Below are 13,755 nucleotides of genomic sequence, written 5' to 3'. Positions count from 1 at the left end.
GCCCTTCGCCGTGGGGGGCAGGGCGTCAGTCGGCGTCGGCGCGGGGCGGGCGGGGACCGCCGAGTTCCACCGCTGTGCAGCGCCAGCGAAGGTCCTGGCCGAGTTCCAGGCGGAACGCCATGGCGCGGAGCCGGTCGCCGGCCCCGATGCGGGCGAACGCCTCGATGGCGCCGGGGCGAGGTTCGCACCAGCCGATGTCGCGGACGACGGGACGGGCGCCGCGGGTGCGCAGGGGGCCGCGCTCGGCGAGCCAGGCGAGTTCGTCGTAGGCACGGCCCCGGGTGTGGCGGAGCATCGAGTGGACGGGCCGGTGGCCGCTCAGCACGGCGAGGAGGAGGTCGGCGAAGAGGTCGGTGGGCAGGGGCCGGGGGATCGGATGGCGGGGGCCGGGGGAAGGGGCGCGGGATGTCTCGTCCGGCGAGGCCGGTGCGGACGCCCGGGTGACGGTTCCCCGCGACGCGGAGTGGGTGTTGTGCGGCGTTCCGCGGGGTGCTGTGCGGGGTCCGGAGAGGGCCGGTGGGCGGGTGTCGGCGGGACGGGTCTGAGAGCGCTTGGCGCGGCCGGAGGCCGGGGGGCGGCCGTCCGCCACCGGGGTGCGGCGTCCGCCGCCCGGGACGCGGGGTGGGGCGGTGCTGCCGGAGGCGCGCGGTGGGGAGCTGGTCTCCGCGGCGGATGGGCGGGCTCCCGGCGGCGGGGCCGCGCTGCCGGAACTGCGCTGGTCGCGGCGCGCGGGCAGACGGCGTGCCCTGGTCATGACCTTGTGCATGGGGTCCCCGTTTCGTGGGCCCGGTGGGTACCGGGGAGTAACTTCGGGTCGGTGATCTTGTACGGGGACAGCGGGCGGCGGGGCAAGGCGGCGGGGAGGCGGAGCCGGGGCGCCGGAAGGTTCACTTATCCGGGTGATGTGGGGGGCTTGGACGCCGTGGGCGTGGGGGCGCGCCGGGTGAATTCCCGGCGTCGGGTGGACGGGTCCGGCGTCACGGGGCAGGGCTCGAAAGGGGACGTCCCGCACGTATCCTGAAGGACCTCCGGAGCTCCCCGACCACGAAAGCGGCCAGCCCATGCGTGTCTACGTGCCCCTGACCCTCCCCGGTCTCGCCGAGGCGTACAAGACGGGTGAGCTGGGAGCCGGGCCGTTCGTCGCCTACGCGGTGACGCCCGCGCTGCGCGAGTGGTACCTCTCCGACGACATCGAGGAGCTGGAGTACGCGGCGCTGAGCCGGGCCGCGCTGGCCTCGCTGCGGCGGCTGGCGGCCGAGCCGGAGGCGCCGCGGCGGCGGGTCGTGATCGCCGTCGACGTGCCCGACCGGGACGCGAGCGCCGATCCCGACCGCGGACTCGACCCTGCGGCGCTGGGGGAGGTACGGGTCTCCGGTCCCGTGGCGCTGGCCAAGGCGGCGGCGGTGCATGTCGACGCGGCGGACGCGGAGGCGGATGTCACGGCGGCCGCCGAGGCCCTGCCCGCGGCGGACGGCGGGGACGACGACGCGCAGTTCGTCGTGGACGGCGCGGAGGACCACGAGCTGCTGTGGTTCGCCACGCAGGAGATTCCGAACCTGGTGGGGCGCGGGGACTGAGCCGCCTCCCGGCCGGGGGCGCGTTGAGGCTCCGGCCTCTTGATTGTCAGTGGGGGCGGGTACGTTCTGTGGCATGGGGACGAAGACGGGCGCGCACATCGTGTGGGACTGGAACGGGACGCTGTTCCATGACATCGACGCGATCATCGGCGCTACGAACGCGGCCTTCGCCGAGCTGGGGCTGGAGCCGCTGACGCTGGAGAAGTACCGGGAGCTGTACTGCGTGCCGGTGCCGAAGTTCTATGAGCGGCTCATGGGGCGGTTGCCGACGGAAGCCGAGTGGGAGGTCATGGACGACATCTTCCACCGGTACTACGCCGAGCACCGGGGAGCCTGTGAGCTCACGATGGGGGCGGTGGAGCTGCTGTCGGGGTGGCGGTCGGCGGGGCGCAGCCAGTCGATTCTGAGCATGTACGTACATGAGGAGCTCGTGCCGTTGGTGCGCGGGTTCGGGATCGAGCCGCACTTCATACGGGTGGACGGGCGGACCGGGCCGTCGGGGGGCAGCAAGGCCGAGCACATGGTGCGGCATCTGGAGTCGCTGAGTGGGGTGGCGGCGGAGCGGACCGTGGTGATCGGGGACGCGGCGGATGACGCGGTGGCCGCGCTGCATGTGGGGGCTCGGGCCGTGCTGTACACCGGGGGGTCGCACAGTCGGGCGAGTCTGGAGGCGGTGGGGGTGCCGGTCGTGGACACGCTGGAGGAGGCGGTTGCGGAGGCGGAGCGGTTGGCGGCGGCGTGAGCCGAGCCAGCGGCTTCAGGTGCTCGGCGCTGTTGCCGGGGTCGGGGGTGGGTCCGCCGCTCGGAGGTGCGAGGTGCCGCTGCGCCCACCCGTGCCGCCCCAAGCGGCACGACTGCCCGCAGCTAGGGCGGCACGACTGCCCGCAGCTAGGCGGCCGCACTGTGCAGAACGTCAAACTTCTGGGTCTGGATTTGTACAGATACGGCTCATGACGGGGCCCCTGTGCGGAGCGATAGCCTGGTGGCGTGATCAGCGCGATAGTTCGCGGGGACATCGTCGTCCCTGCCCTGCGCCCGGAGAGCACGGACGACATCCGTGTCCGGGCGGCGGTCGCTGGTCTTCGCGGGCGGGACGGGGCATCGAGGGCTCCCGGGACGCCGAGCACCGACCGGACCGAGGCGCCACAGAGAGCAGCCTCACACCCCCGGGTCAGCTCAAAATTGGCTCAGACACCCCCGCTCATCTCGCCTTGCGGCATAGCGTCGGAACAGACCGGATACCCCGTGTCAGGACGTGAGGCCGTGAGCGCAGAGGCCGTACTTCCTTCTACGTCACGCAACGGCGCGCGACAGGAGCCAGAGGACAATGCAGACCAAGCTGGACGAAGCCAAGGCCGAGTTGCTCGAGAGGGCCGCCCGGGTAGCTGAGAACAGCCCGGTCGGGGGGCACCTACCGACCGGGTCGACGGGCGAGGAGACCCCAGACGCCCAGGAAGCCCCGGACCGCGATTCCCTCATCTCATTCCTCCAGCGCTACTACCTGCACACGGCCCCGGAGGACATGACCGACCGCGACCCGGTCGATGTCTTCGGAGCCGCCGTCTCGCACTACCGGCTGGCCGAGAACCGCCCCCAGGGCACGGCCAACGTCCGGGTGCACACCCCCACCGTGGAAGAGAACGGCTGGACGTGCAGCCACTCGGTCGTCGAGGTCGTCACCGACGACATGCCCTTCCTCGTCGACTCCGTGACGAACGAGCTGACGCGGCAGGGGCGCGGGATCCACGTCGTCATCCACCCGCAGTTCGTGGTGCGGCGCGACGTCACCGGCAAGCTCATCGAGGTGGTGCCGACCCCGCCGTCCGGCGACCTGCCGCACGACGCGCACGTCGAGTCCTGGATCCACGTCGAGATCGACCGCGAGACCGACCGGTCCGACCTGAAGCAGATCACCGCCGACCTGCTGCGCGTGCTCTCCGACGCCCGGGAGGCCGTCGAGGACTGGAGCAAGATGCGGGACGCGGCGATCCGGCTGGCGGAAGGGCTGCCGGACGAGCCCATCCCCGGTGACCTGCCCGGACCGCAGGTCGAGGAGGCCCGTGAGCTGCTGCGCTGGCTGGCCGACGACCACTTCACCTTCCTCGGCTACCGCGAGTACCAGCTGCGCGACGACGACTCGCTTGCCGCGGTGCCCGGCACCGGCCTCGGCATACTGCGCGCCGACCCGCACCACGCCGACGAGGAGAGCCACCCGGTCAGCCCGTCCTTCGAGCGGCTGCCCGCCGACGCGCGGGCCAAGGCCCGCGAGCACAAGCTGCTCGTCCTGACCAAGGCGAACAGCAGGGCGACCGTGCACCGGCCCTCGTACCTGGACTACATCGGCGTCAAGAAGTTCGACGCCGAGGGCAATGTCGTCGGCGAGCGGCGCTTCCTCGGACTGTTCTCCTCCGCCGCCTACACCGAGTCGGTGCGCCGGGTCCCGGTCATCCGGCGCAAGGTCGAGGAGGTCCTCGAGCGGGCCGGGTTCTCGCCCAACAGCCACGACGGGCGCGACCTGCTCCAGATCCTGGAGACGTACCCGCGCGACGAGCTCTTCCAGACCCCGGTCGACGAGCTGCGGTCCATCGTCACCTCCGTCCTCTACCTCCAGGAACGCAGGCGCCTGCGGCTGTACCTGCGCCAGGACGAGTACGGGCGCTACTACTCCGCCCTCGTCTACCTGCCGCGCGACCGCTACACCACGGCCGTCCGCCTGCGGATCATCGAGATCCTGAAGGAGGAGCTGGGCGGCATCAGCGTCGACTTCACCGCGTGGAACACCGAGTCGATCCTGTCCCGGCTGCACTTCGTGGTCCGGGTCCCGCAGGGCACCGAACTGCCGGAGCTGTCCGACCTCGACAAGGAGCGCATCGAGGCCCGGCTGATGGAGGCCGCCCGGTCCTGGGAGGACGCCTTCGCCGAGGCGCTCGACGCCGAGCTCGGCGAGGAGCGCGCGGCCGAGCTGCTGCGCCGCTACGCGCACGCCTTCCCCGAGGGCTACAAGGCCGACCACAACCCGCGTGCCGCGGTCGCGGACCTCGTCCACCTCGAAGAGCTGAAGGCCGAGGAGGGCACGGACTTCGCGCTCAGCCTGTACGAACCGGTGGGCGCCGCCCCCGAGGAGCGCCGCTTCAAGATCTACCGCACGGGCGAGGCGATCTCCCTCTCGGCCGTGCTGCCGGTCCTCAGCCGGATCGGCGTCGAGGTCGTCGACGAGCGGCCGTACGAGCTGCGCTGCTCGGACCGCAGCGTGGCCTGGATCTACGACTTCGGGCTGCGGATGCCCCGGTCGAAGAACGGCAGCGGTGACCACTTCGGCGACGACGCCCGTGAACGGTTCCAGGACGCCTTCGCGGCCACCTGGACCGGCCAGGCCGAGAACGACGGCTTCAACGCCCTCGTCCTGAGCGCCGGACTGACCTGGCGGCAGGCGATGGTGCTGCGGGCCTACGCGAAGTACCTGCGCCAGGCGGGCTCGACGTTCAGCCAGGACTACATGGAGGACACCCTCCGCAACAACGTCCACACCACCCGCCTGCTTGTCTCCCTGTTCGAGGCGCGGATGTCGCCGGACCGGCAGCGCGCCGGGCACGAGATCGTGGACGCCCTGCTCGAAGAGGTGGACGCGGCCCTCGACCAGGTCGCGAGCCTGGACGAGGACCGGATCCTGCGGTCCTTCCTCACCGTCATCAAGGCGACGCTGCGGACCAACTTCTTCCAGGAGGCGGCCGGCGGCAGGCCGCACGAGTACGTCTCCATGAAGTTCGACCCGCAGGCCATCCCGGACCTGCCCGCGCCCCGCCCGGCGTACGAGATCTGGGTGTACTCGCCGCGCGTCGAGGGCGTGCACCTGCGCTTCGGCAAGGTCGCGCGCGGCGGCCTGCGCTGGTCCGACCGGCGTGAGGACTTCCGCACCGAGATCCTCGGCCTGGTCAAGGCGCAGATGGTGAAGAACACCGTCATCGTGCCGGTCGGCGCCAAGGGCGGATTCGTCGCCAAGCAGCTGCCCGACCCGTCGGTGGACCGCGACGCGTGGCTGGCCGAGGGGATCAGGAGCTACAAGACCTTCATCTCGGCGCTGCTCGACATCACCGACAACATGGTGGCCGGCGAGGTCGTGCCCCCGGCGGACGTCGTCCGGCACGACGGGGACGACACCTACCTCGTCGTCGCCGCCGACAAGGGCACCGCCACGTTCTCCGACATCGCCAACGAGGTCGCCGAGACGTACAACTTCTGGCTCGGTGACGCCTTCGCCTCCGGCGGCTCCGCGGGCTACGACCACAAGGGCATGGGCATCACCGCCCGCGGCGCCTGGGAGTCCGTCAAGCGGCACTTCCGGGAGCTGGGCGTGGACACCCAGACCGAGGACTTCACGGTCGTCGGCATCGGTGACATGTCCGGTGACGTGTTCGGCAACGGCATGCTGCTCTCCGAGCACATCCGGCTGGTGGCCGCCTTCGACCACCGGCACATCTTCATCGACCCGAACCCGGACGCCGCCACCTCCTACGCCGAGCGCCGCCGCCTGTTCGAGCTGCCGCGGTCCAGCTGGGAGGACTACAACACGGACCTGCTGTCGGCCGGCGGCGGCATCTTCCCGCGCACGGCCAAGGCGATCCCGGTCAACGCGCACATCCGTGAGGCCCTCGGCATCGAGTCCAAGGTCACCAAGCTGACCCCGGCCGACCTGATGAAGGCGATCCTGCACGCCCCGGTGGACCTGCTGTGGAACGGCGGCATCGGCACATACGTCAAGTCCTCGGCCGAGTCCAACGCCGACGTGGGCGACAAGGCCAACGACGCCATCCGCGTCGACGGCCAGGACCTGCGCGTCAAGGTCGTCGGCGAGGGCGGCAACCTGGGCCTGACCCAGCTGGGCCGGATCGAGTTCGCGCTGCACGGCGGCCGGATCAACACCGATGCCATCGACAACAGCGCGGGCGTGGACACCTCCGACCACGAGGTGAACATCAAGATCCTGCTCAACGGCCTGGTCGCGGACGGCGACATGACCGTCAAGCAGCGCAACAAGCTGCTCGCCGAGATGACCGACGAGGTCGGCCGGCTGGTGCTGCGCAACAACTACGCGCAGAACACGGCGATCGCCAACGCCCTCGCCCAGTCCAGCGCCATGCTCCACGCCCAGCAGCGCTTCATGAAGCACCTCGTCAGGGAGGGTCACCTCGACCGGGCGCTGGAGTTCCTGCCCACCGACCGGCAGATCCGCGAGCGGCTCGCCCAGGGCCAGGGTCTGACCGGCCCGGAGACGGCCGTGCTGCTGGCGTACACGAAGATCACCGTCGCGGAGGAGCTGCTGCACACCTCGCTGCCGGACGATCCGTACCTGAGCACCCTGCTGCACGCGTACTTCCCGACCGAGCTGCGCGAACAGTTCCCCGAGCACCTCGTCAGCCACCCGCTGCGCCGCGAGATCACCACGACCGTGCTGGTCAACGACACGGTCAACACGGGCGGTACGACGTATCTGCACCGCCTGCGCGAGGAGACCGGGGCGTCGCTGGAGGAGATCGTGCGGGCGCAGACCGCGGCCCGGGCGATCTTCCGCCAGTCCCCGGTGTGGGACGGGGTGGAGGCGCTCGACAACAAGGTCGAGGCCGAGGTCCAGACCCGCATCCGGCTGCACGCGCGGCGCCTGGTCGAGCGGGGCACGCGCTGGCTGCTCAACAACCGGCCGCAGCCGCTGCGGCTGGCCGAGACGGTCGACTTCTTCGCCGACCGTGTCGAGCAGGTCTGGGCGCAGCTGCCGAAGCTGCTGCGGGGCGCGGACCTGGAGTGGTACGGGAAGATCTACGACGAGCTGACGGGCGCCGGCGTCCCGGACGAACTGGCCACCCGCGTGGCCGGCTTCTCCTCCGCCTTCCCGACGCTCGACATCGTCTCGATCGCCGACCGCATGGGCCGTGAGCCGCTGGACGTCGCCGAGGTGTACTACGACCTCGCCGACCGGTTGCGGATCACCCAGCTGATGGACCGCATCATCGAGTTGCCCCGCGCCGACCGCTGGCAGTCCATGGCCCGCGCGGCGATCCGCGAGGACCTGTACGCGGCGCACGCGGCGCTGACCGCCGACGTGCTGGCGGTGGGCAACGGCGGCTCGACGCCCGAGCAGCGGTACAAGGCGTGGGAGCAGAAGAACGCGGCGATTCTCGGGCGGGCCCGTACCACGCTGGAGGACATCCAGAGCTCTGAGACGTTCGATCTCGCGAACCTGTCGGTGGCGATGCGGACGATGCGGACGCTGCTGCGGCAGCACTCGTAGCGACTACGGCGTTCTGAACGCCCCGGGCCGGGACCGGTCGGTCGGTCGGTCCGGGGCGTTTCCTGTCGGCCGGTGTGGTTCGGGCCGGGTGGCAGGGGTGCTCGGCGTCGGTGCTCGGGGCGGGGGGTTGCGCAGCCCGGCGTTGCGGGGTGCCGCTGCGCCCACCCGTGCCGCCCCAGCGGCACGACTGCCCGCAGCTGGGGCGGTGCTACTTCAGGGCGCCGGCCAGCAGGTGTGCTGCCCGCTTCAGTCTGGGCCCTGCCACTCGGCGTACCAGTGGGCGTACCACCTTTGCCGTCACTCCCAGCGGCTCCCAGCGGACCTGCAGGCGGCCGGGGCCGTGGCCCTCCGGTTCCACCGTCACACGGTGGGACGGCACCTGGGCCGTGAGGGCCGGGAAGGCCAAGGGAGCCAGGAGCAGGCCCGTGTTGGTCAGGCCCTGGTGCTGGAGGCGGAGCAGCGGATGACGGATCCCCGCGAAGCCCTGGAGGGGGAGTGAGACCGCCGTCAGGTCCAGGTGGGCGTGGCCCTCGAAGATGCCGGGGCGGACCGGGGAGAGCCGGAAGTGGACGTGGAGCCGGCGGCCGCCGGGGGCGATGAGGAGCGTCGCGCGCCGGGGGCCGACGGGGAGGCGCAGCGCCGGGTCGTAGGTGCGGATCGCCAGGTCGATCGACGCGCCCGGGCCTCTGCCGACCTCCGTGATCTCGTGGCGGAACCGGGCGCTGGGGAAGGGACAGGTCTCCAGCTCCAGATCCGAGACGTCCAGTTCCCGGCGGGACCATGCGGTGGCAGGGACCTCGCCGCCCCAGTAGACGCGGCCCTCCGCGTCCGTCGTGAGCTGCCTGGGTGCCACGCTCTGGCCCAGGCCCCGGGCCGCCGAGCGGGCCTCCGGCAGGCGGCGGTCGCGGATCAGCTGGATGACCACGCGTTCGGTGCGGGGAAGGCGCGCGTACGCGCCCGGCGCGAGCGTGTCCAGGTACGGGGTGACCAGGTCCGCGAAGGAGGACAGCCACTCCGCGTCCCGGTACGGCAGGTCACCGGCGTACATCCGGAAGTCGTGCTTGAGGAACTTGTGGTCCTTGTCCTCGCGGAGCCACTCGTGCCCGCTCTCGGTGAGGAACGCGTCGATGAGGTGCTGGACGTGGATGCGGTCGCGGACGTTGGCGAGCTTGTGCCGCTGGTTGGAGATCGACGCCGCGTCGGAGGCGGCGTACGGGGCCACGTACCAGCGGTAGACCGGTTCCGGGATGATCGTGAAGCTCTTGGCGAGGCAGTACGCCTGAGCCGAGAACAGCTGGTCCTCGTAGTGGATGCCCTCAGGGAAGCGCAGGCCGTGCCGGTCGAGGAAGGCGCGGGCGTACATCTTGCTCGTCGCCAGGTGCTCGAAGAACAGGCGCGGGTCGGCCCCGATGCCCGCGAGGGTGCGGCGCTCGGCCACCAGGTGCGGCATCCACGTCGAGCGGCGGCCGTTGTCCACCCGGACCCGCTGCACCGCGCCCATCGCGAAGTCGATCTCCCGCTCGCGGTGCGCGGCGAGCAGCAGTTCGACGGCGTTGCCGGGGAGTTCGTCGTCGCTGTCGAGGAACATCAGCAGCGGCGCCCGGGCGATCTCCATCGCGCGGTTGCGCGGCACGCCGCAGCCACCGCTGTTCCGCTCCAGACGGAGATGGCGGACACGGGGGTCCGCGGCGGCCAGACGCCTGGCCACGTCCGGGGTCCGGTCCGTCGAGTGGTCGTCGCTGACGATGATCTCGAGGTTCGTGTGGGTCTGCCGGCGGACGGAGGAGACGGCGCGGGCGAGGCGTTCGGCGTCGTTGTGGACGATGACCGTCACGGTGACGTCGGGAGTGCTCATGCGGTCGCCTCCTGCGGGGTCGGGGCCGGGGTGCGTTCCTCGATCGGCAGCACCGGCGGCAGGTCCCTCTCGTCCTGGCCGAGGAAGACCCGGCGGACGACGCGTTCGGCGGCGCGTCCGTCGTCGTACTCGCAGAACCGGCGCCGGAAGACGGCACGGGCCTTCGCCGCGCCCTCGTCGCGCCAGGCCTCGGTGGTGAGGATCTCCGTCAGCTCCCGTTGGCCGCGGGCCACCGGGCCCGGGGCCTCGGCCATCAGGTCGAAGTAGACGCCGCGGGTGGTGCGGTAGGTCTCCCAGTCGTCGGCGTGGATCACGATCGGACGGTCGAGGTTGGCGTAGTCGAACATGATCGAGGAGTAGTCCGTGACCAGGGCGTCCGCCGCCAGGCACAGCTCCTCCACCGGGTCGTAGGAGGAGACGTCGATGATCCGGCCCGTGCGGCGCAGGTGGGCGAGGGGGGAGGCGGCGCCGCTGTAGAAGTAGTGGCCGCGGACGAGGAGGACGGTGTCGTCGCCGAGGTCGTCCGCGAGGGCGGCGAGGTCCAGGCGCGGGGTCCAGCCGGCCTCGTAGTCGCGGTGGGTGGGCGCGTAGAGGACGGCCCGGCGGCCCGGCGCGATGCCGAGCCGGTCGCGGATCGCGCGGACGTCCTCGGCGCCGGCCGTGTAGTAGACGTCGTTGCGCGGGTAGCCGTGGTCGAGGCTGACGTAGTGCGAGGGGTACGCCCGCTCCCACATGCGAGTGGTGTGGCTGTTGGCGGAGACGCTGAAGTCCCACTTGTCGACGCGCTCCAGCAGCGCCTGGAAGTCCATCCCCTGGGCGGCCGCCGGGTACGCCATCTGGTCCAGGCCCATGCGCTTCAGGGGCGTGCCGTGGTGGGTCTGGACGTGGATCGCGTCGGGGCGTTTGACCACCGCGTTGGGGAAGTTGACGTTGTTGACGAGGTACTTGGCCCTCGCCAGCACCTCCCAGTAGCGGCGGGTGCCGGGCACGACATGGTCGGTGCCGGGCGGGAGCAGGGCCGCGTTCTCCGCGGTGACCACCCACACCTGGTGGATCCGCGGGGCGAGTTCGGTGAGCTTCGCGGCGATCGCGGCGGGGTTGCAGGCGACGCCGCGGTTCCAGTACGCCGCGAACACCGCCAGGCCGGGATCGACCGGGCGGCCGAGGGCCCTGCGGTACTGGTGGCCGCGGAGCCTGGTGCCCACCTGGCGCCGTCGGGTCCGTACCGCCGACTGGGCCGTGCGGCGGGTGCGGTTGGCGGCCTGGAAGGCCCGGTACTTCGTGTAGGCGCCCTCTTCGAGCAGGGAGCGGCGGACGCCTTCGAGACCGGCGGGGTGCCGGTAGCCCTCGGGGCGGCGGCGCAGGGCGGCCAGGGACGCCCGGCGGAAGAACTCCCGCGCGACCTCCTCCGTCATGCCGCCGCGCGCGAACGTGCGCAGGAAGTCGCGGACCATCACGTCGTAGAGCGCGGCGTGCGCGGCGCGGCGGCCCCGGGCGAGGTCGAGGAGGGACTCGTAGCGCTCGACGAGGCCGTAACGCTGCTCGGGGGTGACCGGGGGCAGGCTCGCCGGGCGCAGCCTGCGGTCCTCGTAGGCGACGTGCGGCAGGCAGGCGACACGGCCGGCGAGCAGCAGGGCGGCCAGGGCGGCGTACGGCTCGTCATCGGTGGTGAGCCGTTGCTCGTGCGCCCTGTAGAAGTCGGTGCGCAGGACGCGGGTGCCGAGCAGCGGGGTGAGACGCAGCAGGGGCGCGAAGTCGTCCAGGGCGACGTCGGCACGGCCCGCCCGGGCGAGCAGGAAACCGTCCGGGGAGGGCAGGCCGGAGGCGCGCCAGGTGCTGCGGACGTGGTCGAGGAGCAGCACGTCCACCTCACCGGAAAGCTCGGCCACCCGCTCGGCGACCGTGCGGGTGGCGCCGGCGGGCAGGCCGTCCTTGGCGTGGACGAAGTGCAGCCAGCGTCCGGAGGCCCGTGCCGCGCCCGCCGCCCGGGCCGCCGCGTCGCCCGTGCCGTCCGGCAGCGGCAGGACCCGCAGGCCGGGGACGTCCGGGGTGTGCCGCTCGGCTGTCTCCCGGGCCCAGTCGCCCACCGCGGCCACGATCAGCTCGGCGTCCGGCAGGGGGTGCGCGGCGAGGGAGTCGAGGAGCTCCGTCAGATGGTCCTGGACGTTCGGCCCGTGCACGATGACGCTGAGCTCGGCCATCACGGGGACTCCTTCTCGCGACTGCACCGTATTCGGTCATGGTGCCATCAATGCGACAAAACGGCCGACCCGGCACGGCCTCACGAGGGAACGGGAACCTTGGGCGCCGCCTTCGGCTTCGGACCGGGCTTCGCGGACTTGTCCCCGGTGAACGCCTCGTACTCCTTGAGGACGTCCTCCGTCGGCCCGTCCATGAGCAGCTCGCCGCGCTCCAGCCACAGCACGCGGTCGCAGGTGTCGCGGATCGACTTGTTGTTGTGGCTCACCAGGAACACCGTGCCGGCGTGCTTGCGCAGCTCGCGGATGCGCTGTTCGGAGCGCTTCTGGAAGGAGCGGTCGCCGGTGGCCAGCGCCTCGTCGATCAGCAGTACGTCGTGGTCCTTGGCGGCGGCGATGGAGAACCGCAGCCGGGCGGCCATGCCGGAGGAGTACGTGCGCATCGGCAGCGTGATGAAGTCGCCCTTCTCGTTGATTCCCGAGAAGTCGACGATCTCCTGGTAGCGGTCCCTGATCTGCTCGCGGGACATGCCCATGGCCAGGCCGCCGAGGTGCACGTTGCGCTCACCGGTCAGGTCGTTCATCAGGGCCGCGTTGACGCCGAGCAGGGAGGGCTGGCCGTCGGTGTAGATGCGGCCGTTCTCGACGGGGAGCAGCCCGGCGACGGCCTTCAGCAGGGTCGACTTGCCGGAGCCGTTGGTGCCGATCAGGCCGATCGCCTCGCCCTTGTACGCCACGAACGACACGTTCTTCACCGCGTGCACCCGGCGTACGCCCGCCGCCTTCTCGGCCTGTCCCCGGCGCAGGATGCGGTTGAGGGCGGCGGTCGCGGAGCCGCGTCCGGCGCCGGTGCCGTTGACGCGGTAGACGATGTCGACGCCGTCGGCGATGACGGTGGGTATCTTCTCGCTCGGGTGTTCAGCCACGGCCGTACGTCTCCTCAGCCTTCCAGAAGTAGATGAAGCCGCCGGCACCGGCGAGCAGTGCCCAGCCGGCGGCTATCGCCCACACGTGGGCGGGGAGCTGGCTCGCCTGGAAGCTGTCGATCAGGGCGAAGCGCATCAGGTCGATGTAGATCGCGGCCGGGTTGGTCTCCAGCAGGACCGTCACCACGCGCGGCAGGCTGTCCTTGTCCGCCAGCTGGTCGATGCTCCACATGACCCCCGAGACGTACATCCAGGTGCGCAGCACGAACGGCATCAGCTGGGCGATGTCGGGGGTCTTGGCGCCCATCCGGGCCATCACCATGGAGACACCCGCGTTGAACGTGAACTGCAGGAACAGCGCAGGCAGCGCCAGCAGCCACGACACCCCGACCGGCACGCCGAAGCAGAGCAGGATGACGACCAGGGCGGCCATCGAGAACAGCAGCTGCTGGAGCTGCTGGAGGCAGAACGACAGGGGCAGCGCGGCGCGCGGGAAGTGCAGGGCCCGGACGAGGCCGAGGTTGCCGGAGATGGCGCGGGTGCCCGCCATGATCGAGCTCTGGGTGAACGTCCAGATGAACACGCCTGTGACCAGGAACGGGACGTAGTCCGGCACGCCGTGCTTGGTACCGAGCAGCACGCCGAAGATGAAGTAGTAGACCGCCGCGTTCAGCAACGGCGTCATCACCTGCCAGACCTGGCCGAGCTTCGCCTGGCTGTACTGGGCGGTGAGCTTGGCGGTGGCGAACGCGGTGATGAAGTGGCGGCGGGCCCACAGCTGTCGAACGTACCCGGGCAGGGAGGGGCGGGCGCCGCTGACGGAGAGTCCGTGGCGGGCGGCCAGGGCCGCGAGGTCGTCGTCGGCCGGGGCCGGGGCGTGGGGCGGTGTGTGGAGGACCTGGCTCACATCCGCTGC

At 71.5% G+C, this 13,755-nt stretch carries 8 protein-coding genes; 3 read left to right on the top strand and 5 right to left on the bottom strand.

The window, feature by feature from the left end:
- Window positions 1-25: 25 nt before the first annotated feature.
- Window positions 26-754 carry an Rv3235 family protein gene (locus tag IE212_RS32080; RefSeq protein WP_229864669.1) on the bottom strand — a complete coding sequence of 243 codons (729 nt, stop codon included), beginning with the start codon at window positions 752-754 and terminating at the stop codon, window positions 26-28.
- A 307-nt stretch (window positions 755-1,061) separates the two neighbouring features.
- Between IE212_RS32080 and IE212_RS32075 the strand changes: the two genes are divergently transcribed.
- From IE212_RS32075 to IE212_RS32065, 3 genes are all read left to right on the top strand, one after another.
- Window positions 1,062-1,577, top strand: a complete 516-nt coding sequence (locus tag IE212_RS32075; RefSeq protein WP_190201501.1) for a DUF6912 family protein — start codon at window positions 1,062-1,064, stop codon at window positions 1,575-1,577.
- A 73-nt stretch (window positions 1,578-1,650) separates the two neighbouring features.
- The gene (locus tag IE212_RS32070) at window positions 1,651-2,319 is read left to right on the top strand and encodes an HAD family hydrolase (RefSeq protein ID WP_190201500.1); all 669 of its coding nucleotides are present in this window, start codon (window positions 1,651-1,653) and stop codon (window positions 2,317-2,319) included.
- Between the two features lie 585 nt (window positions 2,320-2,904).
- The gene (locus IE212_RS32065; RefSeq protein WP_190201499.1) at window positions 2,905-7,860 is read left to right on the top strand and encodes an NAD-glutamate dehydrogenase; all 4,956 of its coding nucleotides are present in this window, start codon (window positions 2,905-2,907) and stop codon (window positions 7,858-7,860) included.
- Between the two features lie 208 nt (window positions 7,861-8,068).
- On the opposite strand, the gene IE212_RS32060 is transcribed toward IE212_RS32065, so the two are convergent.
- The 4 genes from IE212_RS32060 to IE212_RS32045 all read right to left on the bottom strand — a co-directional run bounded on the left by IE212_RS32060 (window position 8,069) and on the right by IE212_RS32045 (window position 13,746).
- Window positions 8,069-9,715: a glycosyltransferase family 2 protein gene (locus tag IE212_RS32060; protein WP_190201498.1), complete on the bottom strand. Its 1,647-nt coding sequence runs from the start codon at window positions 9,713-9,715 to the stop codon at window positions 8,069-8,071.
- Window positions 9,712-11,916: a CDP-glycerol glycerophosphotransferase family protein gene (locus tag IE212_RS32055; protein ID WP_190201497.1), complete on the bottom strand. Its 2,205-nt coding sequence runs from the start codon at window positions 11,914-11,916 to the stop codon at window positions 9,712-9,714. The genes IE212_RS32060 and IE212_RS32055 overlap by 4 nt, the downstream gene beginning before the upstream one ends.
- An 80-nt stretch (window positions 11,917-11,996) precedes the next feature.
- Window positions 11,997-12,839 carry an ABC transporter ATP-binding protein gene (locus IE212_RS32050; protein WP_190201496.1) on the bottom strand — a complete coding sequence of 281 codons (843 nt, stop codon included), beginning with the start codon at window positions 12,837-12,839 and terminating at the stop codon, window positions 11,997-11,999.
- Window positions 12,832-13,746: an ABC transporter permease gene (locus IE212_RS32045; RefSeq protein ID WP_190201495.1), complete on the bottom strand. Its 915-nt coding sequence runs from the start codon at window positions 13,744-13,746 to the stop codon at window positions 12,832-12,834. The genes IE212_RS32050 and IE212_RS32045 overlap by 8 nt, the downstream gene beginning before the upstream one ends.
- Window positions 13,747-13,755 lie beyond the last annotated feature (9 nt).

The sequence above is a fragment of the Streptomyces djakartensis genome (assembly GCF_014651075.1).
Classification (GTDB): Bacteria; Actinomycetota; Actinomycetes; order Streptomycetales; family Streptomycetaceae; genus Streptomyces; species Streptomyces djakartensis.
This window is presented reverse-complemented; position numbering and strand designations above follow the sequence as displayed.